Source organism: Streptomyces manipurensis, from assembly GCF_049570255.1.
GTDB lineage: Bacteria > Actinomycetota > Actinomycetes > Streptomycetales > Streptomycetaceae > Streptomyces > Streptomyces manipurensis.
The window spans coordinates 3,914,667-3,941,366 of record NZ_CP186950.1 but is presented as its reverse complement, the minus strand read 5'-3'; the positions used below and the strand labels follow the sequence as shown (position 1 = coordinate 3,941,366).

27 protein-coding genes and 1 tRNA gene are annotated in these 26,700 nt (G+C 68.8%); 17 read left to right on the top strand and 11 right to left on the bottom strand.

The window, feature by feature from the left end; genetic code table 11:
• Nucleotides 1-32: 32 nt before the first annotated feature.
• Nucleotides 33-686 (bottom strand): nucleotide exchange factor GrpE, encoded by a 654-nt coding sequence (grpE, locus tag ACPU2J_RS18250; protein ID WP_361593613.1) that lies wholly within the window; start codon nt 684-686, stop codon nt 33-35.
• Nucleotides 686-2,533: a molecular chaperone DnaK gene (gene dnaK / locus ACPU2J_RS18245; protein ID WP_361593615.1), complete on the bottom strand. Its 1,848-nt coding sequence runs from the start codon at nt 2,531-2,533 to the stop codon at nt 686-688. Before dnaK ends, grpE begins: the two co-directional genes overlap by 1 nt.
• Nucleotides 2,534-2,781: 248 nt before the next feature.
• Between dnaK and ACPU2J_RS18240 the strand changes: the two genes are divergently transcribed.
• Both ACPU2J_RS18240 and ACPU2J_RS18235 read left to right on the top strand, forming a co-directional pair.
• On the top strand, nt 2,782-3,321 hold the full coding sequence (locus ACPU2J_RS18240; protein WP_420080113.1) for a sugar transferase: 540 nt from the start codon (nt 2,782-2,784) through the stop codon (nt 3,319-3,321).
• Nucleotides 3,322-3,431: 110 nt separating this feature from the next.
• Nucleotides 3,432-5,975, top strand: coding sequence for a (Fe-S)-binding protein (locus tag ACPU2J_RS18235; protein WP_423833633.1), 2,544 nt, complete (start codon nt 3,432-3,434; stop codon nt 5,973-5,975).
• A 67-nt stretch (nt 5,976-6,042) separates the two neighbouring features.
• On the opposite strand, the gene ACPU2J_RS18230 is transcribed toward ACPU2J_RS18235, so the two are convergent.
• Nucleotides 6,043-6,711, bottom strand: coding sequence for a hypothetical protein (locus ACPU2J_RS18230; protein ID WP_423833632.1), 669 nt, complete (start codon nt 6,709-6,711; stop codon nt 6,043-6,045).
• Between the two features lie 290 nt (nt 6,712-7,001).
• Between ACPU2J_RS18230 and ACPU2J_RS18225 the strand changes: the two genes are divergently transcribed.
• Nucleotides 7,002-7,922 (top strand): Yip1 family protein, encoded by a 921-nt coding sequence (locus tag ACPU2J_RS18225; RefSeq protein ID WP_420080116.1) that lies wholly within the window; start codon nt 7,002-7,004, stop codon nt 7,920-7,922.
• A 100-nt stretch (nt 7,923-8,022) separates the two neighbouring features.
• Here ACPU2J_RS18225 and ACPU2J_RS18220 read toward each other — a convergent pair whose 3' ends face one another.
• Nucleotides 8,023-8,520 carry a phosphoribosyltransferase gene (locus ACPU2J_RS18220; RefSeq protein WP_360863821.1) on the bottom strand — a complete coding sequence of 166 codons (498 nt, stop codon included), beginning with the start codon at nt 8,518-8,520 and terminating at the stop codon, nt 8,023-8,025.
• Entirely contained in the window at nt 8,517-9,104 is a 588-nt protein-coding gene (gene dcd, locus ACPU2J_RS18215) for a dCTP deaminase (RefSeq protein WP_361596129.1), read from the bottom strand. The genes ACPU2J_RS18220 and dcd overlap by 4 nt, the downstream gene beginning before the upstream one ends.
• A 462-nt stretch (nt 9,105-9,566) precedes the next feature.
• Between dcd and ACPU2J_RS18210 the strand changes: the two genes are divergently transcribed.
• The 5 genes from ACPU2J_RS18210 to ACPU2J_RS18190 all read left to right on the top strand — a co-directional run bounded on the left by ACPU2J_RS18210 (nt 9,567) and on the right by ACPU2J_RS18190 (nt 13,229).
• Nucleotides 9,567-9,640 (top strand) — tRNA-Gly (locus ACPU2J_RS18210).
• Nucleotides 9,641-10,976: 1,336 nt separating this feature from the next.
• Nucleotides 10,977-11,762, top strand: coding sequence for a hypothetical protein (locus ACPU2J_RS18205; protein WP_382589189.1), 786 nt, complete (start codon nt 10,977-10,979; stop codon nt 11,760-11,762).
• A complete protein-coding gene (locus tag ACPU2J_RS18200) occupies nt 11,759-11,941 on the top strand; it encodes a hypothetical protein (protein WP_365603901.1) in 183 nt (60 codons plus the stop codon). The genes ACPU2J_RS18205 and ACPU2J_RS18200 overlap by 4 nt, the downstream gene beginning before the upstream one ends.
• A 120-nt stretch (nt 11,942-12,061) precedes the next feature.
• Nucleotides 12,062-12,808, top strand: coding sequence for a hypothetical protein (locus ACPU2J_RS18195; RefSeq protein ID WP_382589186.1), 747 nt, complete (start codon nt 12,062-12,064; stop codon nt 12,806-12,808).
• 148 nt (nt 12,809-12,956) lie between these two features.
• Nucleotides 12,957-13,229, top strand: a complete 273-nt coding sequence (locus ACPU2J_RS18190; RefSeq protein ID WP_423833631.1) for a hypothetical protein — start codon at nt 12,957-12,959, stop codon at nt 13,227-13,229.
• A 168-nt stretch (nt 13,230-13,397) separates the two neighbouring features.
• Here ACPU2J_RS18190 and ACPU2J_RS18185 read toward each other — a convergent pair whose 3' ends face one another.
• The 3 genes from ACPU2J_RS18185 to ACPU2J_RS18175 all read right to left on the bottom strand — a co-directional run bounded on the left by ACPU2J_RS18185 (nt 13,398) and on the right by ACPU2J_RS18175 (nt 15,299).
• Nucleotides 13,398-14,600, bottom strand: coding sequence for a tyrosine-type recombinase/integrase (locus tag ACPU2J_RS18185; RefSeq protein ID WP_423833630.1), 1,203 nt, complete (start codon nt 14,598-14,600; stop codon nt 13,398-13,400).
• Entirely contained in the window at nt 14,601-14,810 is a 210-nt protein-coding gene (locus ACPU2J_RS18180) for an excisionase family DNA-binding protein (protein ID WP_423834981.1), read from the bottom strand.
• A 216-nt stretch (nt 14,811-15,026) separates the two neighbouring features.
• Complete coding sequence (locus ACPU2J_RS18175) at nt 15,027-15,299, bottom strand: helix-turn-helix domain-containing protein (protein ID WP_423833629.1); 273 nt, start codon at nt 15,297-15,299, stop codon at nt 15,027-15,029.
• A gap of 273 nt (nt 15,300-15,572) precedes the next feature.
• On the opposite strand from ACPU2J_RS18175, the gene ACPU2J_RS18170 reads away from it, so the two are divergent.
• From ACPU2J_RS18170 to ACPU2J_RS18145, 6 genes are all read left to right on the top strand, one after another.
• Nucleotides 15,573-16,835, top strand: coding sequence for a DUF3631 domain-containing protein (locus ACPU2J_RS18170; protein ID WP_423833628.1), 1,263 nt, complete (start codon nt 15,573-15,575; stop codon nt 16,833-16,835).
• A 424-nt stretch (nt 16,836-17,259) separates the two neighbouring features.
• A complete protein-coding gene (locus ACPU2J_RS18165) occupies nt 17,260-18,117 on the top strand; it encodes a DUF2637 domain-containing protein (RefSeq protein WP_423833627.1) in 858 nt (285 codons plus the stop codon).
• A gap of 310 nt (nt 18,118-18,427) precedes the next feature.
• The gene (mobC, locus tag ACPU2J_RS18160) at nt 18,428-19,120 is read left to right on the top strand and encodes a plasmid mobilization relaxosome protein MobC (RefSeq protein WP_423833626.1); all 693 of its coding nucleotides are present in this window, start codon (nt 18,428-18,430) and stop codon (nt 19,118-19,120) included.
• Nucleotides 19,121-20,779: a relaxase/mobilization nuclease domain-containing protein gene (locus ACPU2J_RS18155; protein ID WP_423833625.1), complete on the top strand. Its 1,659-nt coding sequence runs from the start codon at nt 19,121-19,123 to the stop codon at nt 20,777-20,779.
• A 219-nt stretch (nt 20,780-20,998) separates the two neighbouring features.
• On the top strand, nt 20,999-21,793 hold the full coding sequence (locus ACPU2J_RS18150; protein WP_423833624.1) for a hypothetical protein: 795 nt from the start codon (nt 20,999-21,001) through the stop codon (nt 21,791-21,793).
• Entirely contained in the window at nt 21,780-22,949 is a 1,170-nt protein-coding gene (locus ACPU2J_RS18145) for a helix-turn-helix domain-containing protein (RefSeq protein ID WP_423833623.1), read from the top strand. Before ACPU2J_RS18150 ends, ACPU2J_RS18145 begins: the two co-directional genes overlap by 14 nt.
• Before the next feature lie 111 nt (nt 22,950-23,060).
• On the opposite strand, the gene ACPU2J_RS18140 is transcribed toward ACPU2J_RS18145, so the two are convergent.
• The 3 genes from ACPU2J_RS18140 to ACPU2J_RS18130 form a co-directional block, all read right to left on the bottom strand.
• A complete protein-coding gene (locus ACPU2J_RS18140) occupies nt 23,061-23,498 on the bottom strand; it encodes an NUDIX hydrolase (RefSeq protein WP_423833622.1) in 438 nt (145 codons plus the stop codon).
• 80 nt (nt 23,499-23,578) lie between these two features.
• The gene (locus ACPU2J_RS18135) at nt 23,579-23,992 is read right to left on the bottom strand and encodes an NUDIX hydrolase (RefSeq protein ID WP_423833621.1); all 414 of its coding nucleotides are present in this window, start codon (nt 23,990-23,992) and stop codon (nt 23,579-23,581) included.
• Nucleotides 23,993-23,994: 2 nt separating this feature from the next.
• Complete coding sequence (locus tag ACPU2J_RS18130; protein ID WP_423833620.1) at nt 23,995-24,648, bottom strand: NUDIX hydrolase; 654 nt, start codon at nt 24,646-24,648, stop codon at nt 23,995-23,997.
• A gap of 407 nt (nt 24,649-25,055) precedes the next feature.
• Between ACPU2J_RS18130 and ACPU2J_RS18125 the strand changes: the two genes are divergently transcribed.
• From ACPU2J_RS18125 to ACPU2J_RS18115, 3 genes are all read left to right on the top strand, one after another.
• Entirely contained in the window at nt 25,056-25,565 is a 510-nt protein-coding gene (locus ACPU2J_RS18125; protein ID WP_423833619.1) for a nucleoside-diphosphate kinase, read from the top strand.
• Between the two features lie 80 nt (nt 25,566-25,645).
• Nucleotides 25,646-25,945, top strand: coding sequence for a hypothetical protein (locus tag ACPU2J_RS18120; RefSeq protein WP_423833618.1), 300 nt, complete (start codon nt 25,646-25,648; stop codon nt 25,943-25,945).
• 164 nt (nt 25,946-26,109) lie between these two features.
• Nucleotides 26,110-26,694 (top strand): CYTH domain-containing protein, encoded by a 585-nt coding sequence (locus tag ACPU2J_RS18115; protein WP_423833617.1) that lies wholly within the window; start codon nt 26,110-26,112, stop codon nt 26,692-26,694.
• Nucleotides 26,695-26,700 lie beyond the last annotated feature (6 nt).

Genomic DNA, 26,700 nt, shown 5'->3' with positions numbered 1-26,700 from the left:
GTCCCTCCTCCCGTGCCTCTACGTGTGGTGCATCAGCCCTTGTCGGGGGCATCCGCGTCCTTGTCCGACGGCGTCTCGCCCTCCGCGGACTCGGACTTGGGGGCCGCGCCCGGCTGGGGCTCGGCCACCGCGACCCGCGCGGGACGGATCGTACGCTCGCCGATCCGGTACCCGGGCTGCAGGATCGCCACGCAGGTCGTCTCGGTGACGTCCGGCGCGTACGAGTGCATCAGGGCCTCGTGGACCGTCGGGTCGAAGGGCTCGCCCTCCTTGCCGAACTGCTGCAGGCCCATCTTGGCGGCGACGGTCTCCAGCGATTCGGCCACCGACTTGAAGCCGCCGACCAGCTCGCCGTGCTCCCGCGCCCGGCCGATGTCGTCGAGCGTCGGCAGCAGCTCCGTCAGGAGGGACGCGACCGCGATCTCCTTGACGGTGATCCGGTCCCGCTCCACCCGGCGGCGGTAGTTCTGGTACTCCGCCTGGAGCCGCTGGAGGTCCGCGGTGCGCTCGTTGAGCGCGGTGCGGGCCTGGTCCAGCTGCGCCAGGAGGGCCGTGTCCTGTGCGTCCCCGGCCGGGGCCGCCTCACCCTCCGTGGAGGAGTCGGCGGCCTTCGGCTCGGCGTCGTCCGAAGCGGCGTCGGCGGGGACTTCGGGCTTCTCGTCGAAGCCCGGGGTCTCCTCCGGCATCAGGCAGCGCCGCCCTTCGGCTTCTCGTCGTCGACGATCTCGGCGTCGACGACGTCGTCGTCGGCCTTGGCCTGGCCCGCGTCACCCGCGGCGCCGGCGGCACCCTGGGCGGCCTGGGCGTCGGCGTAGATCGCCTGGCCGAGCTTCTGGCTGACCGCGGCGAGCTTCTCGGTCGCGGTGCGGATCTCGGCCGTGTCCTCGCCCTTGAGCTTCTCCTTCAGCTCGGCGACGGCCGTCTCGACCTCGGTCTTGACCTCGGCCGGGACCTTGTCCTCGTTGTCCTTGACGAACTTCTCCGTCTGGTAGACGAGCTGCTCGCCCTGGTTGCGGGACTCGGCGGCCTCCTTGCGGCGCAGGTCCTCGTCCGCGTACTGCTCCGCCTCCTGGCGCATGCGGTCGACCTCGTCCTTGCCGAGCGAAGAGCCGCCGGTGACGGTCATCTTCTGCTCCTTGCCCGTGCCGAGGTCCTTCGCGGTCACGTGCATGATGCCGTTCGCGTCGATGTCGAAGGAGACCTCGATCTGCGGGACGCCACGCGGGGCCGGCGGCAGGCCGGTCAGCTCGAACATGCCGAGCTTCTTGTTGTACGCCGCGATCTCGCGCTCACCCTGGTAGACCTGGATCTGCACGGACGGCTGGTTGTCCTCGGCCGTCGTGAAGATCTCCGACCGCTTGGTCGGGATCGTGGTGTTGCGCTCGATGAGCTTGGTCATGATGCCGCCCTTGGTCTCGATGCCGAGGGACAGCGGGGTCACGTCGAGGAGCAGGACGTCCTTGACCTCACCCTTGAGGACACCGGCCTGGAGGGTGGCGCCGATGGCGACGACCTCGTCCGGGTTGACGCCCTTGTTGGCGTCCTGACCGCCGGTGAGCTCCTTGACGAGCTCGGCGACGGCCGGCATGCGGGTGGAGCCGCCGACCAGGACCACGTGGTCGATCTCGGACAGCGCGATGCCGGCGTCCTTGATGACGTTGTGGAACGGGGTCTTGCAGCGCTCCAGGAGGTCCGCGGTCAGCTGCTGGAACTGGGCGCGGGTGAGCTTCTCGTCCAGGTGCAGCGGGCCCTCGGCGGAAGCCGTGATGTAGGGCAGGTTGATCGTGGTCTCCGTCGAGGAGGACAGCTCGATCTTCGCCTTCTCGGCGGCCTCGCGCAGACGCTGGAGCGCCATCTTGTCCTTGGACAGGTCGACGCCGTGGCCGTTGGCGAACTGCTTCACCAGGTAGTCGACGACGCGCTGGTCCCAGTCGTCACCACCGAGGTGGTTGTCACCGTTGGTGGCCTTCACCTCGACGACGCCGTCGCCGATCTCCAGGAGCGACACGTCGAAGGTGCCGCCACCGAGGTCGAAGACGAGAATGGTCTGGTCGTCCTTGTCGAGACCGTAGGCCAGGGCCGCGGCGGTGGGCTCGTTGACGATGCGCAGGACGTTCAGACCCGCGATCTCACCGGCCTCCTTCGTCGCCTGACGCTCGGAGTCGTTGAAGTAGGCCGGGACGGTGATGACCGCGTCCGTGACCTTCTCACCCAGGTAGGCCTCGGCGTCGCGCTTCAGCTTCTGCAGGATGAAGGCGCTCATCTGCTGCGGGTTGAAGTCCTTGCCGTCCAGGTTGATCTTCCAGTCAGTGCCCATGTGGCGCTTGACGGAGCGGATCGTCCGGTCGACGTTGGTGACCGCCTGGCGCTTGGCGACCTCGCCGACGAGGACCTCGCCGTTCTTGGCGAAGGCGACGACGGACGGCGTGGTCCTGGCGCCCTCGGCGTTGGTGATGACGGTGGGCTCGCCGCCTTCCAGAACGCTGACGACGGAGTTAGTGGTGCCCAGGTCGATGCCGACCGCACGTGCCATTTCGATTCCTCCAGCTGACTTGAGTGGAACAGACTCAACCATGCCCCATCGCCGCGCTTCCGTCAACAGAGCTGAGTCGAGTCGACTCAACCTTTAGGTGGCTCTTACGCGCAACCCGGACGGCTCCCGCGCAGCGCCGGCCGCGGGGGCCCGGGCCGCGGACGGCCCACGCGGCCGGGGACGGCCGAACGGGGCACCCGGCCGCGCGGCGCCACGGCACCGCCCCGGGCATGGGGCAGCGTGCTGACATGCCCCTCACGCCCCTCACTCTCACCGCTCCGCGGGTACGGGTACCGGCCGCCCCGCCGGCCAAACGGGTGCTCGACCTCCTCGGGGCCGTCCTCCTGCTGGCCCTCTGTGCCGCCCCGCTCGCCCTGGCCGCCGGGCTGCTCTGCGCGACGCCGCGGGCGCGGGTCCTCGTACGGCAGCCGGCGGCCGGCCTGGGCGGGCGGCCGTTCCGGACCTGGCGCTTCGACACGGCCGGGGCCGGATGGGCCGGCGCCGCGGTGGAGCGCTGCGCCCTCGACGGGCTCCCGCAGCTGCTGAACGTGGTCCGCGGCGAGATGTCGCTGGTGGGGCCGCGACCCCAGGCCCGCACCGACCACCCCGAACGACTTCTCGTACGTCCCGGTATGACCGGGTTGTGGCAGGTCAGCGCGCGCTCGGACCTCCCCTGGGAGGAGATGGCCCTGCTCGACCGGCATTATGTGGAGAACCACTGGCTCGGGATGGACCTCGCGATCCTTGCTCAGACCCCGCGGGCGGCCTACCGACAAAGGCTCGCCTGAGCGACACAGATCACCGCACGCTCGGCTACATTGCGGCGTCGGGAATGGGTAACCTCAAGCCTTGACTTCATAAGTTACCGCTTAGTAAGTGCCGCCCGAGGAGCCCTCCCATGCAACTCGCCGCGATCATCGTGTCGCTGGTCCTGACCGTGGTCGGCGTCGCGCTGCTCGCACGAGCCGTGGCGCAGATCTACCGTTTCGTGAAGATCGGGCAGCCCGTGCCGGCGGGCAGCCGCACGGACGACCCGAAGGCCCGGACGGTGACCCTCGTCCGGGAGTTCCTCGGCCACAGCCGCATGAACCGCTGGGGCATCGTCGGCTTCGCGCACTGGTTCGTCGCGATCGGCTTCCTGACGCTGCCGCCGACGCTGGCGCAGGCCTACGGCCAGCTCTTCCAGGCCGACTGGACGCTGCCCGTCCTGGGCGGCTTCCTGCCGTTCGAGCTCTACATCGAGTTCATCGGCCTGATGACGGTCCTCGGCATCCTGGTGCTGATCGCGATCCGCCTGCTCAGCCTGCCCTCGCGGGCCGGCCGCAAGTCGCGCTTCGCCGGCTCCAAGGCCTGGCAGGCCTACTTCGTCGAGTACATCATCCTGACCATCGGCCTCGCGATCCTGTGCCTGCGCGGCCTCGAGGGCGCCATCCACCACGTGGACGGCTGGGAGCCGGCGTACTTCATCTCGTACCCGCTGGTCATGGCCTTCGACGGGCTCTCGGCGAGCGCGCTGCAGAACGCCATCTACTTCACCGCGATGATCAAGATCGGCACCTCGCTGATCTGGATGATCGTGGTCTCACTGAACACCAACATGGGTGTCGCCTGGCACCGCTTCCTCGGCTTCCCGAACATCTGGTTCAAGCGCAACGCCGACGGCGCCACCGCGCTCGGCGCGCTCCAGCCGATGACGAGCGGCGGCAAGGAGATCGACTTCGAGGACCCGGGCGAGGACGACAACTTCGGCGTCTCCCAGGTCGAGCAGTTCTCCTGGAAGGGCATCCTCGACTTCTCCACGTGCACCGAGTGCGGCCGCTGCCAGTCGCAGTGCCCCGCCTGGAACACCGGCAAGCCGCTCTCCCCGAAGCTGCTGATCATGTCGCTGCGCGACCACGCGCACGCCAAGGCCCCGTACCTGCTGGCCGGCGGCGGCAAGACCATGGAGGGCGAGGAGAAGGCCTCCGAGGAGCAGCTCGCCGGCGTGCCGGCCGCCGCTCTCGCGGAGGCCGAGCGCCCGCTGATCGGCACCGCCGAGGAGAACGGCGTCATCGACCCGGACGTGCTGTGGTCCTGCACCACCTGCGGTGCGTGCGTGGAGCAGTGCCCGGTCGACATCGAGCACATCGACCACATCGTCGACATGCGCCGCTACCAGGTGATGATCGAGTCCGCGTTCCCGTCCGAGGCGGGCACGATGCTCAAGAACCTGGAGAAGAAGGGCAACCCCTGGGGCCTGGCGAAGAAGCAGCGCGTCGAGTGGACGAAGGAGGTCGACTTCGAGGTCCCGATCATCGGCAAGGACGCGGAGGACCTCTCCGAGTTCGACTACCTCTACTGGGTCGGCTGCGCCGGCGCGCTGGAGGACCGGGCCAAGAAGACCACCAAGGCCTTCGCGGAGCTGCTGAACATGGCGGGCGTCAAGTTCGCGATCATGGGCGGCGACGAGAAGTGCACCGGTGACTCGCCGCGCCGCCTGGGCAACGAGCCGCTGTTCCAGCAGCTGGGCCAGGAGAACGTGGCCATGCTGAACATGGCCTTCGGCGAGGACGACGACGACCCGGAGACGAAGAAGCCGAAGTCGGCGAAGCGGATCGTCTCGACCTGCCCGCACTGCTTCAACACCATCGCGAACGAGTACCCGCAGCTGGGCGGCGAGTACGAGGTCATCCACCACACGCAGCTGCTCCAGCACCTGATCGACGAGGGCCGGCTGACGCCGGTGACGCCGGTCGACGGTCTGATCACGTACCACGACCCGTGCTACCTGGGTCGGCACAACAAGGTCTACACGCCGCCGCGCGAGATCATGTCGGCCGTTCCGGGCCTGCGGCAGCAGGAGATGCACCGCCACAAGGAGCGGGGCTTCTGCTGCGGCGCCGGTGGCGCGCGGATGTGGATGGAGGAGCGGATCGGCAAGCGCATCAACAACGAGCGCGTCGACGAGGCCCTCTCGCTGAACCCGGACATCGTCTCGACCGCCTGCCCGTTCTGCCTCGTCATGCTGACCGACTCGGTCAACGGCAAGAAGAACGACGGCAAGGCGAAGGAGTCCGTCCAGGTCGTGGACGTGGCCCAGCTGCTGCTGGAGTCGGTGAAGACCCCGGGCCCGACGGAGGCGGAACTCGCGGCCGCCGCGGCGGAGGCGGAGGCGGCTGCCGCCGCTGAGGCGGAGGCGAAGGCCAAGGCTGAGGCCGAGGCTGCTGCGAAGGCGGAGGCGGAAGCTGCTGCGAAGGCGGAGGCCGAGGCCGAGGCGGCCGCAGAGGCGGAGGCCGCGACCGAGGCGGAGGCCGAGGTGACGGCCGACGCCGAGCCCGAGGTCGAGGCCCCCGAGGCCGAGAAGGCCGAGGAGCCCGAGGCCAAGACGGCGGACGACGCGACCAAGGCCAAGGCGGCGGACGACGCAGCCGAGCCCAAGGCCGAGGCCGAGGACGCCAAGTAGGCGGGCAGCACGACCACGGAGCGGCCGGTCCCCGAGAGGGGGCCGGCCGCTCCGCCGTTCCCGGGGCCTACCGCCCGGCGACCGCGTACATCTCGATCAGCTTGCCGCCGAAGTCGTACACCCGGCTCGCGCCGCCGCCCTTGCCGTCGACCACGACGAACTTCACGCTCCCGCCGTCCCGCACGAGCTCGTACGTCCAGCCCGCGTGCTGCACGCGCGGGTGCTTCAGGTCGATCCTGCCGAGGACCTTGCCGCCGGGCAGCAGGATCTCGGCGCTCTTGCCGTTCCGGCCGTCCGCGAGCCGGGCGACGTGCCCGTCCGGCAGGACGATCCGCGCCGTGACGTCGGACTCCGGCCGGGACTCGGGCTTCGGCGCGGGCTTCGGCGCGCCCTCCGTCCACGAGGTGACGGTGCCGTTCGTGTGCAGGACCACGTGCAGGCCGTTGTCCCGGCCGTACGCCACCCCGCCGCCCGCGCTGACCAGGGTGTCCAGCCTGGTCGCGCCGGAGAATATGTCCGCCTCGAAGCGGTGGGAGCCGGTCCGGTAGACCTTCGCGACGGATCCGTCGGCCAGCTTCACGTCGGTGACGTGGACGCGCACCGCGCGCTCGGGCCTCGCCTCCGCCCCCGGCGCTCCCGGGGAGGCCGCGAAGGCAGTGCCGATGGGCAGGGCCAGGACGGTGGCCGCCCCGGCGAGGACGGCGGCGGTGCGGAGGGTACGGCGAGTGCTGCGCATGATGGGGCTCTTCCTCGTGCTCGTTCGCTCGGTCGAACACGAAGCTACGTGTCCGATATGTGAGTAATCCATAGGTAATGTAACGAACACCCACAGAAGCCCACGCAGCCGAGTAAAACGCGCACGGAACGGGCGTGGAACGGGCGCGATTCCGGCCCGGCACGGACCTCGCGCGGGGGTGGGGGCAGCCCCACCGGGATCCCCTAGGGGATGTCACAGGTCAGCCGCAAAGGACGCTTCTTCCGGCCGCCCGGTCACCGGAGCCCGCCGGACCAGGTACGTTCGATCACGTGGCTGGATTCAGGATCGGACGCGGCCGGGACAACAACCGTCCTCCGCAACAACCCCCGCAGCAGCAGCAGTCGTACGGTCAGCAGCATCAACCGCCGCCGTACGGCCAGCAGCCCTACCCGCCCGCCGGCGGCCCGCCCCCGCAGCAGCAGTGGCCGCAGCAGGGCGCCGGGGGCCACGGCGAGCCGGAGTACTTCGACCCGTACGGGCATCAGCACCCGCAGGCCCACCCGCCGCAGCAGCCGCCGTACGGCCACGGCGGCGGCGCCGGGGGCTCCACGAACGACAACCCTGGCCACACCCAGGTCTTCGCCGTCGGCGAGGACCCCTACGGTCACGGCGCGACCTATCAGGCGGGTGCCGCGGCGGCGCCGGCCGGCCCGCGGCTGCCGTGGAAGGAACTGCTCCGCGGCATCGTGACGCGGCCGGGGCAGACCTTCCTGCAGATGCGCGACTACCCCGTGTGGGGCCCCGCGCTGATCGTGACCTTCCTCTACGGCCTCCTCGCGGTCTTCGGCCTCGACGACGCCCGCAAGGACGTGATCAACGCGACCGTGCCGAAGGCGATCCCGATCGTCCTCTCGGCCGGTGTGGCGTTCGTCATCTGCGGCCTGCTGCTCGGCGCGGTCACCCACACCCTGGCCCGCCAGATGGGCGGCGACGGCACCTGGCAGCCGACCATCGGCCTGTCGATGCTGGTCATGTCCATCACGGACGCGCCGCGCCTGGTGTTCGCCGTGTTCCTCGGCGGCGACAACATGTTCGTCCAGATCCTCGGCTGGGCCACCTGGGTGGCCGCCGGCGCCCTCTTCACCTCGCTGATCAGCAAGTCGCACGACCTGCCGTGGCCGAAGGCCCTCGGCGCGTCCGCGATCCAGCTGATCGCGCTGCTGTCGATCATCAAGCTGGGCACCATCTAGGCGCCGGCACCGCGGACGACGTACGTGAAGGGGCCCCCGGCTGCTGCCGGGGGCCCCTTCACGTCGCGCAGCGCGCCGCACGCGGCGGCTCGCGCAATGGTCAGGCGTCGAGGATCTGGCCCTCGCGCACGACGACCGGCGGTTCGGTGGACCAGGGGAACTCGATCCAGTCGTCGGTCTTCTTCCACACGTACTCGCACTTCACGAGGGAGTGGGACTTCTCGTAGATGACCGCGGAACGGACCTCGGCGACGTGCCCGAGGCAGAAGTCGTGGACCAGCTTCAGCGTCTTGCCGGTGTCGGCGACGTCGTCCGCGATCAGCACCTTCTTGTCGGTGAAGTCGATCGCCTCGGGAACGGGCGCCAGCATGACGGGCATCTCCAGCGTGGTGCCGACGCCGGTGTAGAACTCCACGTTCACGAGGTGGATGTTCTTGCAGTCCAGGGCGTAGGCCAGACCGCCCGCGACGAAGACGCCGCCGCGCGCGATGCTCAGGATGATGTCCGGCTCGTAGCCGTCGTCGGCGATCGTCTGCGCCAGCTCCCGCACGGCGCTGCCGAAGGCCTCGTAAGTCAGGTTCTCGCGTACTGCGCTCATGCCTCGTGCCTCACCTGGGTGCGGTGGAAGTTCTGGAAGGAGCGCGAGGCGGTCGGCCCGCGCTGCCCCTGATACCTGGAGCCGTACCGTTCGCTGCCGTACGGGAACTCCGCGGGCGAGCTGAGCCGGAACATGCACAGCTGCCCGATCTTCATCCCCGGCCACAGCTTGATCGGCAGCGTGGCGAGGTTCGACAGCTCGAGGGTCACGTGCCCGGAGAACCCGGGGTCGATGAACCCGGCGGTCGAATGGGTCACGAGACCGAGGCGGCCCAGGCTGGACTTCCCCTCCAGGCGGGAGGCGATGTCGTCGGGCAGCGAAACGACCTCGTAGGTCGAGGCGAGGACGAACTCGCCCGGGTGCAGGATGAACGCCTCGTCCCCCTCCGGCTCGACCATCCGGGTCAGATCCGGCTGCTCGATCGCGGGGTCGATATGGGCGTAGCGGTGGTTCTCGAAGACCCGGAAGTACCGGTCGAGCCGCACATCGATGCTGGAGGGCTGCACCATCGATTCCTCGAACGGGTCGATGCGAACCCGTCCGCTGTCGATCTCGGCCCGGATGTCTTTGTCTGAGAGAAGCACGTCCCGAGGATACGCAGAGCGCGCGGGCCTCCCCCAATCGAGAGGGGGTGGCCCGCGCGCCCGGCCGTACGTCTAGCGCTTGACCGCACCACCGACGGGCACCGCCTGGCGCAGGCGCGCGCACCGCGGACACCGCAGCAGCCGCCCGGGCCCGATCCGGCCGGCACCGAGGTGCTGCAGCGGGAAGGAGGCGGTGCTGAATACGTGCCCTTCGGCACAACGGACGACGGTGTGCTCCATCGAGTCCCTTTCCCCACGAACCGTACTGCGACGAATCGCCACATTAGGGGATGAGCCCGACTCGCTCCAGCCGCCGCTCCGCATCACACGGTACGCCCCAACTCCCGCCCCCACACGCCTCGGTGCACACCCCACACGACGACGACCCCGCGACGCATGCACCGGGGGTCGATCATGAGGTAGAGTGTGCCACGGTAGGGATTCAGGCAGCTGATCCCCTGCGCGGATGTAGTTTAATGGTAGAACATGAGCTTCCCAAGCTTATAGCGCGGGTTCGATTCCCGTCATCCGCTCCATAGCAAAGCCCCAGGTCAGAGACCTGGGGCTTGTTTGTTGTCTAGACCCATCTGGGCCCGCGTGCCATTCGCGTGCCATAACGGCTCTAACGGGGCGTCAGATGGAGGGCCTTCCGCGAACAGCCCACGACGCGGCCCTGCCACGGGATGCGCATTCACCCCCTGACGCCGCCTCTGCACGGCAGACGGTCCGGGGGAGGGCGCCATGACGAGTGGTCCATCGCGCTGTGAACTTGTAGCGCAGCAGGCGGACGCGTATGAGACGGCGGTTGCCGTCCCACTGGACCTCTTGAACCCCGAAGTGCTCCGCGTTGACGGGGCAGGGGGCGACGGTGGGCGGGACACACTGTGAAGACGTTCCCCGGCGCCACCTGGCAAGACCGCTGGCTGACCCGCCCAGCACCGCGGCAGCAGGCCGGCTCGGGCTGGCTGGACGAGATCACCGGGTGGAGCCGGACCGGGATGAGCCGGGTCAGCCGGAAGCAGGAGCTCTTGGCGGGGATGCTCACCCTCCTCAGTCTGGACGTGATCAGGCCGGACCTGGACTGGCTGATCGCGCGCCGGTCCCGGCGGCTGCGCGAGATGATGGCCGAACTCCGCGACCCGAGCGGGTACGCCGAGCTCGCCGCGGCCGCCGGCCCTGAAGTCTGGGATTCGCGTCCCGGCTGCGACGCCCGGGGCGCCATCGCCCGCATCCTCGCCGCCAAAGGCGGCACCGTCCGCGAGATCACGGTCGGCGATTGCCTGGAGTTCCGCGACGCACAGAAGAACTGCAAGTCGTCCGCCAGGACCGGCTCGCTGTTCTACAGCTGGCTCCCAGCGGCAGCGACTGGTCGAGATCCGGGACAACCTCCTCGACCGCATCGCGGAGGCGGAACGGGAGAGCTGGCTCGGCGAACTGGAAGGGCTCCAGATCAGCCTCTCGGGCGCCGACGGCAAACTCCCAGCTCGACGCGGAAGAGGCCCGCAGGACGGCGGTGGTCGACCTCGGCATGCCCGCCTTCGGCAAGACGGCCGTCCGCCCCGGCGGCGCGGGGAGCCCCACCGCGTGATCCGCGAGACCCCCGAGGGCGAAGTGACTTGCGTCACACATTGATGCTGCCGGTGAAGCGGGTGCCCCTGCGGCTCGACCTGCCGCCGGAGGCGATGCCACGCCATGCGCATTCGCCCGCTGTCGTGTCACGGCCACCCCCACGTAACTATGACTCACTCACAGGTTCTTCCAGGTAACTCGCATCCGGAACTATCAGGCTCTCTCATATACCCGCTGGCGAGTACGGACACGTCCGACCAAGTCAGTTGAGGATCGAGGGCTGACATCGCTATACCTGACGACATGGAAGATACGAACCCGGAAGAGGCAACCGTGCCTCCGAAGACCAACACCCGCGACGCCCGACTGGCGCTGTTCAAGCGGGTGAAGCGGACCTTCGTGCCGATCAGGAAGACCTTCGTCCAGGCGGAGCGGGGCAAGGAGTGCCGGCACGCGCCCCTCAAGGACTTCATCGTCAAGCGCAACAGGCGCGGCCTGGATGCCTACTTGATGACGCTGGCCTCCTACGCCGACGACGGGCAGCCCACCCGGCTGCACAGCGCGGCATGGGCCCGCCTGATCGGCATCCCGGACTCGAACAAGTCGCCGGGCACCGCGGTCACCCGCACCTTCGAGTGGCTTGAGGCCCGCCGTCTCCTCACCGTCGACCGGGCTCGCGGGAGCCAGTACATCTCGGTGACCCTGCTGCGGGAGGACGGCAGCGGGGAGCCCTACACCCGACCCAAGGGCGCCTCGGAAGCCGAGCGCTTCCTGAAGCTGCCCCACGCCTTCTGGGACGAGGGCTTCGACCAGAAGGTCGACCTGCCGGGGTTGGCGATGCTTCTCGCCGTCGCCCGCGAGAAGCCGTGGAAGGACTTCCCCGCGGAGAAGGCGCCGGACTGGTACGGCTGGTCCGCGGACACCACCGAGCGGGGCCTGCAGCAGATCCTCGCCCTCGGCCTGGTGGCGCGCGAGGAGACCTTCAGGTCGGAGCCACTCTCCCCGCTGGGATACACCCGAGTCCACAAGTACGACCTCGTGGACTGGATGCGGCCGGCCCCCGGGCAGAACCCGGGAGCCGCCGCGTGACCACACCTGGTGGGCCGATCGTGTCCCTGCGAGCCGCCCTCATCCTCTTCGGCGGCGTGATCGTCGCGGCTGCGGCCGGCATCTGGACCTGGCGCTTCGATCCCGGCGTCGCTGCCGGTACTGCAGTGGTCTCCTTCGCCGGAACCGTCATGTTCCTCAACAGCATCATCGAGTCTTGAGACAGCTCGAACCCCAGCAGCCCGCCCTTCACCTGGCCCCGGAATCCCGGGGCCAGGCCCGGACGGTCGACCTTCTGCACGTCAACGCCGGCGGCCTGATCGCGGGGCTAACCTCCGGCCATGAACATGGACCTGGATGAACGCTGGGCGCGCTGGTGCGAGCGCTTCGACGCCGCGGAACGCGACATTCGCACGCTGTTCCTCAACCGCCACATCTGGCTCTCGATCACCGAGATGTGGGAGAAGAACGCCGACGCCATCGAGCTCAACACCCTCACCCTGAACTGGCACATCAACCTCTACGTCACCACGCAGTGCACAGGCATCCGGCGCGAATGCGACGCCGACACCAGCACCTCCAGCCTGCAGAACTGCCTGCAGGAACTGATCAAGTTCCCCGAGATGGCGAACCGCAGCAGGTTCGACGCCAGCGTGGAGGCACACCCCGCAATCCCCGCCGCGGCCAAGAGCATCCAGAAGTCGAAGTTCGACGAGTTCGCTGCCTCCGGGCAGTCTCCGGAGATCGATCGTGACAAGGTCCAGAAGGACGTCGACAGGCTGCGGGACGCAGCGAAGACGACCCGGCACTACACCAACAAGATCGTCGCCCACAGAGACCACAAGCACGAAAAGATCACCTTGCCGTGGGTCGACCTGGACACCGCACTGAACACCGTGGGCGACGTCCTGAAGCGCTACTTCACCTTGCGGAACCCGCCCGAGATCAAGGGCAATCTCACGCCGGAGCTGCCTCTCGGCTGGGAACGCCCGTATCAGGCTGCCTGGTGCCCGCCGGGCTACATGCCCCCACAGGCCAAGTCACTCGACGACTACGTTCACCCGACCGCGCCGCCGGCGGGGACGTGACAGAACCTAGCCAGCCGAGGCGAGAGCATCCCGCCGGATCTCCTCGGTGACATCCACGAAGGTCTCTGGGACTTGCCCGTGCTGCGTCTGAAAGGCCATTAGCTCACGGGCAAGAGCGGCGCAGGACGCGTAGTTCAGAGAAGGATCCTTGCAGACGTTCAAGTCAGACTTCCCGCTGAACAAGACCGAGGACCCGATCGACGTGTTCGAGACCCTCCGAGAACGGGCACTTGGAGGGATCGAAGCGCTCCGGACCGCAGCGATCGACGCCCCCAAACACCTCTACGCTCTCCGCAACGGGCTGGGCCACGGGAAGCAAGACCTGATCCTGAACGACCTCGGGCCCAGCGTGGACGCGGTGGCCGCCGACCTACCCGTGGTCAAGCTCCTCGCCCGCATGGCTGTGGAAAAGGCGCGGTGACCTGGCCAGGCCTCGGGGTGGATATCCGCCGGAACTTGGCGAGCTCCTCTGGATCCCCTGCTTGTCCCGCGCCATCCGGCATCGCATCTCGCCGCCTTGGCGAGGCACGTAGGCACGCCCAGCAATCGTGAGTCTCGCTCCTTTGCTCAGTGCCGGGACAAGGCACGCTCAACCGGCAAGATCCGAAGGAGGCGGCTTGGCAGACAAAGGCGACCTGTTCGAGGCAACGCTCCCGGCTCCTCCAATAGCCCCTCTCGCTCTCTCGCTGCGGACGGTGGCATCGATGTCGGCGGCGAGCCTGCGCTGGTGCTCCTTGGTGGAGTGCTGATAGATCAGCTGGGCCCGCTCCGAGGACTGGCCCGCACGGACCATGAGGTCCTTCAGCTTGGCGCCAGTGTCGGCGGCGAGGGTGTTTCCGGTGTGGCGCAGGTCGTAGAAGCGGAACTCCTTCGGCATGGCGACCGCATCGCGGGCCTTGCGCCACTTGCGGCCGAAGGACGTACCTCGCAGGGGTGCGCCCTTCTCCCCCACGAAGACGAGACCCTCGGGTCCGTCCTGCGCGAACCACTCCAGATGCCGGCGGACGTCCAGGAGGACGAAGCTGGGCAGCATGATCTCCCGCTTGCCCGCACGGGACTTGGGATCCCCGATCACCCTGCGGCCCGTGTTCAGCTCCGGGGCGGCCCTGCGTACGCGAACCGAGCCCGCGTCGAGATCGACGTCGGCGCGTCGCAACTCGGCCAGTTCCTCCGGCCGCATGGAGGCGAAGGCCCCCAGCAGGACCATCAGCCGCCAGCGGATCCCGATGGCCTCGGCGAGCGCGAAGACCTGCTCGACGGTGGCCACGGGCCGTTCGTCGGCGTCTTCGCGCCCCGCACCGCGGATCGAACACGGGTTGCGCCGGATCAGCTCGTCCTCGACCGCCGTCTGCATGATCGCCTTCAACAGCCGGTAGGACTTGGCCGTCGTGGTCTTGCCAGTCGCCTTCAGCCGTTCCGCGCGCCAGGTCCTGACCTTGGCGGGGCTGATGGCGTTGACGTACGCCTCTCCGAAGGACGGCTCCAGGTGGAGGCGCAGGAGCCGTCGGTACAGCTCCTCGGTGGTGGCCGCGATGCCCCGCTCCTCGATCCAACGCAGGGCGTACTCGGCGAACAGCACCTCGCCGGCGGTCGGGTCGATCCAGTCGCCACGGGCCTGGTCGGCCTGAATCTGGGCGAGGAACAGCTCCGCTTCCCGCTTGCTCTCGTACGTCTGCGGGGCGGGTCGCAGCACGCCGTCCGTGCCGGGGTAGCGGGCTTGGTAGCGGCCCGAGGGGAGGGTGCGGATCGCGCCGAAGCTGCGGCGCGGGGCCCTTCTGCGGGAGCGCGCCACTCAGACCACCAGCCCATAGCCGGCGCGGACGGGCCCGACGGTCCGCTCGGCGATGTAGGCGGCCAGCACGCTGTCAGCGATGCGGACGTGCTTGCCGAGCTTGACGTAGCGGATGCGCCGCTCGGCGATGAGGCGGCGGATAAAGCGCACGCCGGTACCCAGGCGCTCTGCGGCTTCTTCGACCGTGAGCAGACGGTCGTTTGTCGTCACCTCCTTCACGGCACTGAATTCCTCGGCAATTGATGTCCGACTCTTCCCGCCCGCTCCATCGGCGGCGAGGATTTTTCGGGCAGGGGTTATCGACGATCGACGCAAGAGTGTCCTCTCGTGAAATGGGCAGGGGTGTGGCTAGGAACGGGACGACAGGCGTACCGGGAACACCAATGGTCTGGAGAATCCCCGGTTTGGGAAACCGGGGATCGTCGGCTATATTTCGCCCACTCCGGCCGCAGGCAGGTTCCCGAGGAGGGTCTGGGGCGGGGTTCCGAGGGCGGCGGCGATGGCGACGAGATCGTCGACATCGCAGCGCCGGACGGTGCGTTCCAGGTGCGAGAGCGCGGTGAAGGTCATGGGCCGGCCGAGGGCGCGGACGCGGGCGGCGAGCTGGCGCTGGGAGTAGCCGAGGGCGACACGGGTGCGCTCGATTGCCTGGTCGGCGGCGCGGCCTGCGGGTCCGATTTCAAGAGATCGCGGTGGCATTGCTGTGTTGTAGCTTCCGCTGCGGACCTTGGGGAACCCTTTCCCTGTCTGCCGTGAGCGATGCACCGACCATCGGCGGCGATTTCGGCGACCGGGATTCCGGGTCTACGGTTATGGGGCCGAAAAAGTTTTCAGGAGTGTTAGAGCAATCCCTGGACTTTTGGACCTGGGGTGTGGCTGTCTTGTCCACGCACCCCGGCCCAGCCGGATTTCCCGCCCAATTTCCGAGAGGCGGCCGCCGACCCGGCCGCCAGCAAAGGAGCCGCCCCCTTGATGCCCAACACCCCCGACCCCGCCGCCGCGCCCACGAAGGCGCTCTGGCCGCCGGTGGCGGTCCCTGGCCAGCCTGATGCCGTCCGCACGGCCCAGGAGGACGCAGTAGCCGAGCCGCAGACCTCCCCCTCCCAGCCCGGCTCCACGCCGATCGGCCCCCGTTCGCAAGGAGACCAGGCGCTGGTCGACCTGGCCGCGCAGATCCAGCAGTACGTGGTGCTGCCGAGCCCCGAGGCGCTCACTGCCGTGACCCTGTGGGTGGCAGCCACGCACCTGCAGACGGTCTGGCAGCACGCGCCTCGCCTGGCAGTGGTGGGTCCGGCGAAGCGGTGCGGCAAGTCGCGCCTCCTGGACGTGATCACCGAGACCGTCCACGATCCGCTGATCACCGTGAACGCCTCGGCTGCGGCGATCTTCCGGTCGATCGGCGAGTCGGATCCGCCGACCCTACTGGTGGACGAGGTCGACACGATCTTCGGCTCGGCGAAGGTCGCGGAAAAGAACGAGGAGCTTCGAGGCCTGCTCAACGCAGGCTTCCAGAAGAGCCGTTACACGCTGCGCGTCGCCGGACCGAACCACGAGGTGGTGCGCTTCCACACCTTCGCGATGGCCGCCCTCGCCGGCATCGGCGATCTGCCCGACACGATCATGGACCGGTCCGTGGTCATGCGGATGCGGCGTCGCAGGAACGGCGAGACCGTCTCGGAGTTCCGCGCCTTCCGCGACACCCCCGCCCTGCACGCCGTACGCAACCGCCTCGCCGCGTGGCTGCGCCCGCGCGGGAAGGAGGCCACCGGGCTCATGCCCGTTTCCATGCCGGTGGAGGACCGGGCTGCGGACACTTGGGAGGCGCTGGTCATCGTCGCGGACCTCGCCGGAGGGGACTGGCCTGAGCGGGCCCGCACCGCATGCCGGGTGATGACCGCACACGAGGCGGCCCGCGATCAGGACAACTCCCTGCACACCCGCATCCTGGTCGACATCCGCCGCGTCTTCGCCACCTGCGGCAATCCGGCTGCCCTGCCCACCAGGACGATCCTCGCCATGCTCAACCGCGACGAGGAAGCGCCGTGGGCCGACGACGGCGCCAAGGGCCTGGGCCCGCGTCGTCTGCAGGTGCTGCTGAAGCCCTACGACATCGGCTCCTCCACGCGCCGCTTCCCCGAGGGAACCCAGGCCAAGGGCTTCACCCGCGCCCAGTTCACCGACGCCTGGGACCGGTACTGCCCGCCGGAAACCCCATCGGAGCCCTCCGGGACCTGACCGTCCCCACTCGTCCCACCCGTCCCAGGGCGACAAGGGTCGCAGCGCGCAGACGGCCGTTATGGCCGCACGGCGTCGCTCCGGGCCCCGGGGCTTGATCCGCATAGACCCGTCCCACTCGTATCAGTGCAGGTCAGGGCGGGTACGGCTCGCGAGGTCGGGACGGATCAATCCGTACCAGCGCCTACGCCAAGCCGCCCTGCGCCTGAGGACCCGCTGCCGCGCCGGACGCTCGTTGACCCGTCCCACTCGTACCGGACGAGGTCAGCACGGGTACCGGTCGCCGGACCGGGACGAGTCCAACCCGTATCCCCACGTCACCCGTACCTGCCCTGACCAGGCACGAGACGAGTGGGACGAGTTCCCACCCATCCACGGCGGCCCCAGTCGGCCGCCGCCTTCCCACCCATGGAGTGCACCCGCTTTGCCCGCACCTGCCGCCCCCGCATCCGGCAGCCGTACCGCCGACCAGTACGTGCTGGCCGTCGCCGGATGCGTGATTGTCGCCCTGACCGCCACAGGGTTCTGGCTCTCCTACGCCCACCTCGCCGAGGTCGCCGGACAACACGGCCTGGACGCCTCGCCTGCCAGGAAGTGGGCATGGCCCGCCACGCTCGACGCGTTCATCGTCTCCGGCGAGCTACTGATGCTGCGGGCCGGCCTGCGCCGGACCACGGACTGGTGGGCCATCGTGCTGACCGCCGCCGGCTCCCTCGGCTCGATCGCCCTGAACGTCGCAGGCGTGAGCGGCGCACACGGCACCGGCAGTGTCCCGACACTGGACTACGTGGTCGCCGCGATACCCCCGGCAGCCGCCCTTGTCGCCTTCGGCGCCCTCATGCGCCAGATCCACCAGCGCCTCGTCGACCCCGAACACGCACACCGGTGCACGCCCAACACCGGAGAAGGCCAACCCACTTCGGTCGCCGCATCTCGCCCTCAGGACGACGCTCCGGTCCGCGGACCTCACCCCGACCCTGGACTCCAGCAGCTGGTGGATCCCCCGAACCACGACGCCCCACGCGTGCCTGCCGCCGACGGTCCCCGAGAGCCGGAATCCCCGCTGGCACCCACACGCAAGGTCGGCCGACCGAAAACCGGTGAGGAGGACGAACTCCTGGCCGTCGTGGCCACGCTCGACGGGAAGCCATCGCTGAGCACCATGCGCAAGGCCCTCAAGGAAGCGGACCACACCGTAAGCAACGAGCGCCTCGGGATACTGCAGAAGCGCCTCATCGAGCACCGCGCACAGTCCCCCACCGAAACCTCAACCGGACAATGACCGATAATCACCGCAGGTCAACGCGCTGTTGTCCCGGACAACGGCAGCCGCGACCCGGTCCCCGAAACCTGACGGTCCCGGACCAGACCGCCGACACGGTCCCGGTCCACGTCCCCGCTCCCAGTCGGACATAGCCCCGACCCGCCGGTCCCCATCTCGCCCCTGGCGCGGTCCCCTCGCCGGACCTCCATGGGGACCGCGCCCACCTGCCGACCGGGACCGGGACCGGACAGTCCCCCTCGCCTGCCAGCAGCCGCCCGCCTCGGGACCGTCAGGCAGCCAATTCATACTTCACCCCGCAGGAGTCGTCATGCCCTTCGAAACTCAGCACACAAGCACCTCGGCGGCGATCTCGACCCCGTCGAACCCCGCCGACAACAGCCTGAAGGGGCAGACCACTTCGGCTCCAGACCAGGCAGCAAGGTATGGCGTTGGACCGTCCAAGGGCCGGTCCAACGCAGCCTCCGCCCCGGGGGTGGCGGAGGTAGAACCCCGGCGCGAGGGCGCACCGGGGCAGGAAGCGGCCGGTACCGCCGACCCCGGGCTGCCCGTCGTCGTGCGGGCCGCCGACGAGGCCGCGCTGTACCGGGTCGCCCACCGTCGCGCCCGCAAAAGGGTGCAGCGCAAGGAGCGCGTCGACGTCCGCTACAGCGTCGCCGAGAAGCAGGCGATCCTCGCCGAGGCCCACCGCCTGAACCTGGCCGGCGCACACCTCATCGGCGCCATCGTCGCGGCCCACCTGAACGGCGACCTTGCGCTGCCTGGCCAACGGACCTCCCACGATGACCTGATCGACGAGCTCGCCGCCCTGCGGACCGAAGTCGCCAGGATCGGCACCAACGTCAACCAGATCGCCCGCAAGCTGAACTCCGGCGGCCATCCACAGCTTGGGGACACAGCCCTCCTCGCGGAAGCAGGACGTGTCCTGGTCGTGGCCCGTGATGCCGTCACGTCGATCGATGTGGCGTCGGACAACGCCGCCACATCGAAGGCGGCGGCCTGATTGATCACGAACATCGGCAAGGCCGGCGCCAACACGCACGGCGTCCTGCGCTACCTCTACGGGTCCGGTCGCGCCAACGAGCACTCCGACCCCCACCTGGTCGCCTCCTGGGACGGCTTCGCCCCCGACCCCGGCCGCGACGAGACCGCCACCCTCGCCCAGCTCGCCACCGTCCTCGACCTGCGCGTGAAACAGGCCGGCGACCGCGCACCCAAGGCCCACGTGTGGCACTGCTCGGTCCGAGCCGCACCCGAGGACCGGATCCTGACGGATGACGAGTGGGCGACGATCGCCCGCCGGATCCTGAACGCCACCGGCATCGCTCCCGCCGGCGACCCGGACGCATGCCGCTGGGTCGCGGTCCGCCACGCCGACGATCACATCCACATCGTCGCCACCAAGGTCCGCGGCGACCTCACCCCACCCCGTAACTGGAACGACTACCCGCGCGCCGACAAAGAGTGCGCCGCGATCGAGAAGCAGTACGGACTGCGCCAGGTCGTACGCGGCGACCACACCGCCGCCAAACGCCCCACCCGCGCCGAGAAGGAGAAGGCCCTGCGCGCCGGGCACACCGCCACGCCCAGGGAGAGGCTGCGCACCACCGTCCGCACGACCGTGGCCGCTGCCACGGACACCGAGGAGTTCTTCACCATCCTCCGCAACGCGGGCGTGCTGGTGGACATCCAGCACTTCCCCTCCGGCGACATCCGCAGCTACAAAGTCGCCCTCCCCGGCGACACGAACGCCAAGGGCGAGCCGGTGTGGTTCTCAGGCTCCGCCCTCGGCCCCGACCTGTCCTACCCCAAGATCAGCGAGCGCCTCGCACCCACCGAACCCGCCCCCATGGGCCAGCACTCTGGCCGTCCGCTTACGGCATGGCAGCAGGTCACCGATGGCGTCGAACGGATCCCCGATGTTCTCGAGCAGGCCGACGACGTCGTGGGCCAGGCGCACATCACCGTGCTCGCCGAGACCCTCGACGCCCTCCCCCTCATCGCCCCCGCCAGCCACCGGCCCCAGCTGGCCCAGGCAGCGGCCGCATTCGAGCGGGCCAGCCGCTCCCGCATCCGCGCCCACCACCAGCAGGCCCAGGCCACACGGCGCGCCATCAAGGCGATTGTGCGTGAACCCGCGCCCAAGGACGGAGCACTCCTCGCGATCCTCCTCGACGCCGTGCTCCTGGCCGTCGTCGCAGCCCAGCACTGGCACCACACCCGGCACCACGACCAGCAAGCCGAAGCCGCCCGCCAAGCAGCCGAACACCTGCACGCTACCTACGAGGCCGCCGCCATCCAGCCCCTGACCGTGATCCACCAGCGCGGCCTGCGCCTGACCGTCACGGTCCAGCAGCGACAGGCCGCACTCGTCCGCCAAGCACTACCGGACCTGGCCGAGCAGATCCTCACCGAGCCCGCCTGGCCTGCCCTCGCCGCCAGCCTCGCCGACGCCGAAGGCGCCGGTCGTGACGCAGTTGCCGCACTCGCCGAGGCGGCCGCCCAAAGGGAGCTGGGCACCGCCACGTCCGTCAGCGAAGTACTGGTGTGGCGCCTACGCCGCCTCGCGAACCTTCCGCTACAACCCGCCCCGAGGAAGCCGGCACCCACTCCGCCGCCAGCCCAGTCAGCCCGACCCACCCAGCAGCGCCGCACTCGCTGAGCGCGAACACCCCACCCCAGTGAAGCCCTACGGGGCCAACGCATCACGGTTTTGGCCCCGTTGCTGCGCCGTAGCCGTCGAAGAGAACGTTGCCGAGTCGACCCCTGCGCGACGAACACGCCGAACACCGAAGCAGTTGTGCAAAATCTTCGACATCAACTAAAGTCAGCAGCGCACTGGAATGCTTCGATGCGTAGTCCGACCCGAGGAGTCGTCCGCATGAGTATGCCTTCGTCGTCGTGGACGACCGACGTGTTCGGCAACCAAGCAGCAGCTGTACGCCTCGCCGTCGGGCAGGGCCTTCGCAACATGCAGGCCAACGCACAGGCCGCACAGGAGCAAACGGCGTCCCGCACCACACGCAGCTACGGCACCAGCCGGTACGAGAACCAGTACGAGCGACTGCAGGACGAACTCAAGGGCCTCCCCGGCGCCCGCGCGATCCAGCCGTTCGGGTTCTCCTACGAGCTGATGCTCATCGGCAACGGGCTGCTCTACCCGTTCCGGTACTCCAAGACGAAGTCGGACGTACGCAGCGCACGCATCCCCAGCCAGTCCCGGCTGGTGCAGGAACTCTTCACCTTCGCCCCGGCTCCGAAGCACACCCAGGACCCGTTCGACCTCGACTTCGGGCCGACCGTTCCGACCGCCGAACCGCGCGGCGCTCTGGCGACCGTCCCGCAGGGCACCCAGTTGATCCTGGTGCCCTTCGCCTGCAACGCCTCAGAGCTCCTCGAGGCGTACTGGGGCATCGCGGCCCTCGGGATGAACCGGCGGCTGGAATGGACCACCGATCCCGAGCCGCTCCACCTGCCGCACTCGGTCACCTCGTACACGCTGCAGCCAGTCAGCATTCCGAACCCGACCACGGCACACACCAGCTTCGCCGACGGAACCGAGCCCACCCTTACGCTGTCCTCTCGTACCGCCTCGGACCAGGCCCTGCACGTGCCCGTGCAGACCGAGGCAGAACCTGTCGAGGACCAGACCAGCGAAGACGATGCGACCCATTAAGCAAGACCTCATTCCCGGTACGGAAGAACGAGGCGCCACGCCACGTGCTGTCTCCGACGCCTTCGATCCCACCCGGCTGACACAAGCCCGTCGGCTGGCGGAGATGACGAAGAAGGACGTGGCGGCGCAGCTCGGGGTGACGCCTGCCGCGGTGGGTCAGTACGAGACTGGGGTGTCGAAGCCACGACCTGACTTGATCCCCCGGCTCGCCGAGATCCTCGGGGTTCCTGCGACGTTCTTCCTGCTGGGAAGACCCGCCAATCGGCTGGACGCATCCATGGCGCACTTTCGGAGCCTGCGCAGCACTCCGAAGTCCCAACGGGAGCGTGCGCTCGCCTTTGCCGAGCAAGTCTGGGAGCTCACGTACGCACTGGAGCAGCGGATCCAGTTGCCTCTGGTCGATCTCCCCGGTTTCGCCGGCGGCGAGGTCCACCCCGGCGAGGAGCTGTCCACCGACCCCGCATCCGCCGCCCGCGAGTTGCGTAGGCGCTGGGGCCTCGGTGACGGACCTGTCACGCATCTGGTGAGGCGGATGGAATCCCACGGGATCGTGGTGGTCATGCCGCCTGCCAGTGATCCTTCCGCTGCCAGTGTGGATGCTTTCTCCACCCGGGCAGCGCGTCCACTCGTCGTACTAACGGCCAACCGGGCCGACGACATCTACCGGCACCGGTTCACTGCCGCCCATGAACTGGGCCACCTGGTGCTTCACGGCGATGCCACCGGTGACAGCCGCCAGGAAAAGGAGGCCGACGCCTTCGCGGCCGAGTTCCTGACCCCTCAGGACAGCATCCTGCCGCTCCTGCCACGGCGAATGGATTTTGCACGACTGGCCGAGCTCCGAGGGGTCTGGGGAGTCTCCCTACACTCGCTCGTCTACCGCTGCCGCGAGCTGGGACTGATCTCCGACGCCACGGCCAGCAGGACCTACCAGCGCCTACGCGCTCTCGATGGTCAGCCGGGGTTCACCGCGGAATCGGTATCGAGCTTCCCGGGTGAACAGCCTTCGCTGCTCGGACAGGCCTTCGACCTGGCTGCGAAGGAAGCGGGACTCTCTGTCGCTCAACTGGCTCATGAACTGGCCTGGACGAGCAAGAGGGTGCGGGACCTGCTGGGCGTCCAGGAACAGAGGCCGGTGCTCCGGCTGGTTCAGTAGCGGCCGCCGCTCGGTGTCAGAAACCGCGGGCGAGGCCAGCAACGAGGGGCAGGCCACCAGGGCCGGCTCATCTCAGTGCCGGCCCTGGCGATGTGTTGACGCGTCGAAGGCTCAGTGCGTTGCCTCGCCTGCGAGGCCTCCGGCGCTGATAGCGCCCCGCAGGACATGGGCGATCTCCTCGGGCTGGAGGTCGATGCGGTCGAGCCCTTCCGCGGTCAGCGGGATCTCCTCCAGCGCGTATTCGCTGCGACCCTCGGCGCTGAACTCGGGACCGGTGCGGTCGTCGAAGGACCAGGTCGCGATGCGGGCGAGATAGAAGAGCTGACGCTCCTCTTCTGACTCCATCGTGTGGAGGAGACGGACGATGTCGGCCTTCCCAGCGATCTCCTCGTGGATCTCCCGGTGGAGGGCAGCCTCCCGGGACTCGTCGCTGGCCTCGACGCCTCCGCCAGGAAGCACCCAGTACTTAGGGATGCCGGGCTTGGTGCGGCGGATGACCAACATCGTGTCGTCAGCGGTGACGAGGACGGCGCGGACTCGTTCGATCATGTCTCTCCACCTCCTTGCTTGCTGCCGGTCTCAGTGCAGCAGCCAGTCCTTGGCGACGCTACTCACCTCGACGGCCTTCGTCAGCGGTGCAGGGCCGCATCGAGGTGCTCTTGCACCGGCTCGAACAGGCCGTAGGGGACGTACTGCGGGATCTCTGCGTGGGTGACCCATTCAAGCTCGGCCAGTTCTTCGGTGTCCGCGACGTGTGCGTGGCCGCCGATCACCTCGCAGGCGGTGTAGGACATCAGTCGGCCGGTGGCCGGGTGGACCCGTTCGCCGAGGAGCTTGACGGCCTTCACGGTCAGGCCTGTCTCCTCCTGGGTTTCGCGAACGGCGGCGTCCTCGCGGGACTCGCCGGGCTCGACCTCACCGGCAGGGAACTGCCAGGAGAGCTGGCCCTCGCTGACCCGGCGCCGCACCATGAGTACGCGTCCCTCTTGGACCACGATGGCTGCAGCGATGCCCGGTCGCTCCTCAGCGTTCTGCTGCGTCACGTCTACTCCTCCAGGACTGCCAGGATGGGTGGGAAGATCGTATCGACGGGGATGAATCGGGTGAGGAAGTTTTTCGGAACCCACATGACGTCCGCGTTCTCCTCGGCGTCGGCGTTGGCTGCCTCGCCTGCCAGGTACTCGCATAGGAAGTAGTCGCAGAGCACTCCGGTCACCGGGTGTAGGCGGCTGCCGAGGTTCTCACGTACGGCGCAGTGGACCCCTGTCTCGTCCAGGGTTTCCCGCACCGTGGTGGTCTCGGCCTTGCCGCCCGGCTTGATCACGCCAGCGGGGAACTGCCAGGTGATCCCGGACGTGTCGTCATGCCGCCGGCACACCAACAGGACCTGATCGTCGCGAGCGACGACGGCGATGGCGACCCGGAGAGCCTGGGCGCCAGCTGGACCGGCCACCTCAGGGCGGCGCTCATTCGCCACCAGCAGGTCGAACCGCTGGCGGGCCGTGCGCGGAGCCTGCTCGTGTGCTGCGTCGAGGAGCTGCTGCATCTCCTTGCGCGGCACGACGGCGGGGTCGGCGTGCCAGGCCGCGACGGTTCGGACGGCGATGCCGAGCTGGGCAGCGAACTGCTCGTTAGTGAGCCTGAGCGCGGACTGGAGGATGCACGCGTACCGCCCGCTCCAGAGCTCGATGACCTCCACACGCCGCCCCTTCGTCCTCGCCGCTCTCGATGCAGGAACCCGCGTGCCGAAGGTGCACTCCAAGTGCACTGGCGCTTCATGGTCGCGCGGCGCGCGCCCCGGAAGAATCAGAGTCACCAGGGCAAGGAATCACCTGATCGACGTTCCGGATCCGGGGCCCTATCGAGAGGCGCAGAGGCGCCGGACGACCACAGGGAGATTTTAGATGTGCGCTCGCTTCGGATAGGAGGGACAGGGAAGTTGGCTGAATTCGATTCCTTGATCCAGTCTCCGCAGAGGCCACATCCACCTCCGATCGACACGAGACACTGCTGCTCGTCCTGGCCCCTTCGCCGACGCCGGTAACCTCAGCAGGTGACGGCTGATTGCCCGTCATCTCCGGTTGTCAGCAAGGCGAAAGGGAGACAATGCCCGAGGATCAGGCACACACCGTGGAGCGCACGCTCGTCCTGCTGAAGCCCGATGCGCTGGCGCGTGGCCTGGCAGGCAGGATCATCACGCGATTCGAGGACGCCGCGCTGAAGATCGTCGGAACGAAGATGAAGTGGATGGACGCCGAATTCACTCGCCGCCACTACTTCGACCTGGAAGAGCGTCTCGGGGCGGAGGTCTACAACGTCACCTCCACTTTCATGCAGCAGGGGCCGGTAATCGCCCTGGTGCTGGAGGGCTACGACGCCATCGCCACGGTCCGCAAGATCGTGGGAAGCACCTACCCGAACCAGGCGCCCGCCGGCACCGTGCGAGGCGATCTCTCGCACTACAGCGCCGCGGCCAGCATCGCCTCCGGCAAGGCGGTCGCCAACCTCGTGCACGCCTCCGGCAACGCGGAGGAGGCCAAGCAGGAGGTGGAGCTGTGGTTCGACAAGGACGAGCTGCAGGACTACAAGACGCTGGCCGAGATCTTCACGTACTGACGGCGGGGTGCGGCGTCACCGGTGGGACGCCGACGCGTTGAACACCACTGGGGTACGACCGTCTGATCTGAGAGGGCACCATGACCAACCAGACCCGCTTGGCCTCCACCGACGAGCTGGAGTCGATCTTCCAGCGTGAGCTGGTGAGCGACCGCTGGGCGGCGACCGAGACCTCCTACGCCCTGGCAGTACGCCACCGCGACCTGGGCAACTGGCCCGCGTCCCGGGAGTGGGTCCAGCAGTGCCTGCGTCTCCTGGAGGGCTTCCCCAGCGAGACGGAGGAGCAGGTCGCCACGAGCCGCCCGTCGGTGGGTGGCGTCCAGCTGCCCACGTACCTGCACTCCGGTGTGGTCCAGGCCCGCTTCGGCGACCTGGGCTGACGCATCAGAGCTCCACGAACGGTGCGGCGGGGCCCCGGCCCGGCCGCACCGCTCGCCCCACCCCCATTCCGAGCACCAATTCCATAGCGCCTGGCCAACCGGACAGGGCCCCACGCCAGGGTCCGGCTGGCTTCGCCATGCCTGAAACGAGGAGACACCACCCCGTGCCCATCGAGATCGAGATGCGGGCCCGCTTCCCCAAGGACGCCCACGACCAGCTGGTCGCCCGCCTCAAGGCGGACGGCGAGGACCTGGGCAACGACGACAAGCACATCTACTTCTACGTGCTGCCCGACCAGCTGCTGAAGGTCACCGACAACACCACCGCCGGCACCGCCAAGGTCACCCTCAAGGGGAGCAAGATCGGACAGGGCTCCGCCTTCGCGGAGACGGAGTTCGCGATCGCCCCCGCCGACGTGCCTGCCGCGGTGAAGGTGTTCAACGGCCTCGGCTTCGAGGCCGCCATGCACAAGGCGTTCAACTTCCGGCACAACTACCGGTTCGACGGCGTCGAGATCGCGGTCAAGTGGAGCGAGGCGTGGGGCTACCACGCCGAGTTCGAGCTGCTGCTCGACGACGCCGCCTCGGACGCCGCCCGCGACGAGGCAACGGCCAAGATCATGGATGTGGCGGCGGAGCTGGGCGTCACGCTGATGACCGAGCAGGAGCTGGCCGACTTCACCGCAGCCTTCGAGACCGCCGAGCAGGAGCGCAAGGAGCGCGAGCAGGAGGCCGCGCCGCTCAGGTAGGAGCAC

Excerpts from the sequence above, each read along its gene's own strand:
- grpE (WP_361593613.1), bottom strand. The coding sequence starts at position 686 with ATGCCGGAGGAGACCCCGGGCTTCGACGAGAAGCCCGAAGTCCCCGCC.
- dnaK (WP_361593615.1), bottom strand. The coding sequence starts at position 2,533 with ATGGCACGTGCGGTCGGCATCGACCTGGGCACCACTAACTCCGTCGTC.
- ACPU2J_RS18240 (WP_420080113.1), top strand. The coding sequence starts at position 2,782 with ATGCCCCTCACGCCCCTCACTCTCACCGCTCCGCGGGTACGGGTACCG.
- ACPU2J_RS18235 (WP_423833633.1), top strand. The coding sequence starts at position 3,432 with ATGCAACTCGCCGCGATCATCGTGTCGCTGGTCCTGACCGTGGTCGGC.
- ACPU2J_RS18230 (WP_423833632.1), bottom strand. The coding sequence starts at position 6,711 with ATGCGCAGCACTCGCCGTACCCTCCGCACCGCCGCCGTCCTCGCCGGG.
- ACPU2J_RS18220 (WP_360863821.1), bottom strand. The coding sequence starts at position 8,520 with ATGAGCGCAGTACGCGAGAACCTGACTTACGAGGCCTTCGGCAGCGCC.
- ACPU2J_RS18205 (WP_382589189.1), top strand. The coding sequence starts at position 10,977 with ATGGAAGATACGAACCCGGAAGAGGCAACCGTGCCTCCGAAGACCAAC.
- ACPU2J_RS18195 (WP_382589186.1), top strand. The coding sequence starts at position 12,062 with ATGAACATGGACCTGGATGAACGCTGGGCGCGCTGGTGCGAGCGCTTC.
- ACPU2J_RS18175 (WP_423833629.1), bottom strand. The coding sequence starts at position 15,299 with ATGCCACCGCGATCTCTTGAAATCGGACCCGCAGGCCGCGCCGCCGAC.
- ACPU2J_RS18170 (WP_423833628.1), top strand. The coding sequence starts at position 15,573 with ATGCCCAACACCCCCGACCCCGCCGCCGCGCCCACGAAGGCGCTCTGG.
- mobC (WP_423833626.1), top strand. The coding sequence starts at position 18,428 with ATGCCCTTCGAAACTCAGCACACAAGCACCTCGGCGGCGATCTCGACC.
- ACPU2J_RS18150 (WP_423833624.1), top strand. The coding sequence starts at position 20,999 with ATGAGTATGCCTTCGTCGTCGTGGACGACCGACGTGTTCGGCAACCAA.
- ACPU2J_RS18145 (WP_423833623.1), top strand. The coding sequence starts at position 21,780 with ATGCGACCCATTAAGCAAGACCTCATTCCCGGTACGGAAGAACGAGGC.
- ACPU2J_RS18140 (WP_423833622.1), bottom strand. The coding sequence starts at position 23,498 with ATGATCGAACGAGTCCGCGCCGTCCTCGTCACCGCTGACGACACGATG.
- ACPU2J_RS18125 (WP_423833619.1), top strand. The coding sequence starts at position 25,056 with ATGCCCGAGGATCAGGCACACACCGTGGAGCGCACGCTCGTCCTGCTG.
- ACPU2J_RS18120 (WP_423833618.1), top strand. The coding sequence starts at position 25,646 with ATGACCAACCAGACCCGCTTGGCCTCCACCGACGAGCTGGAGTCGATC.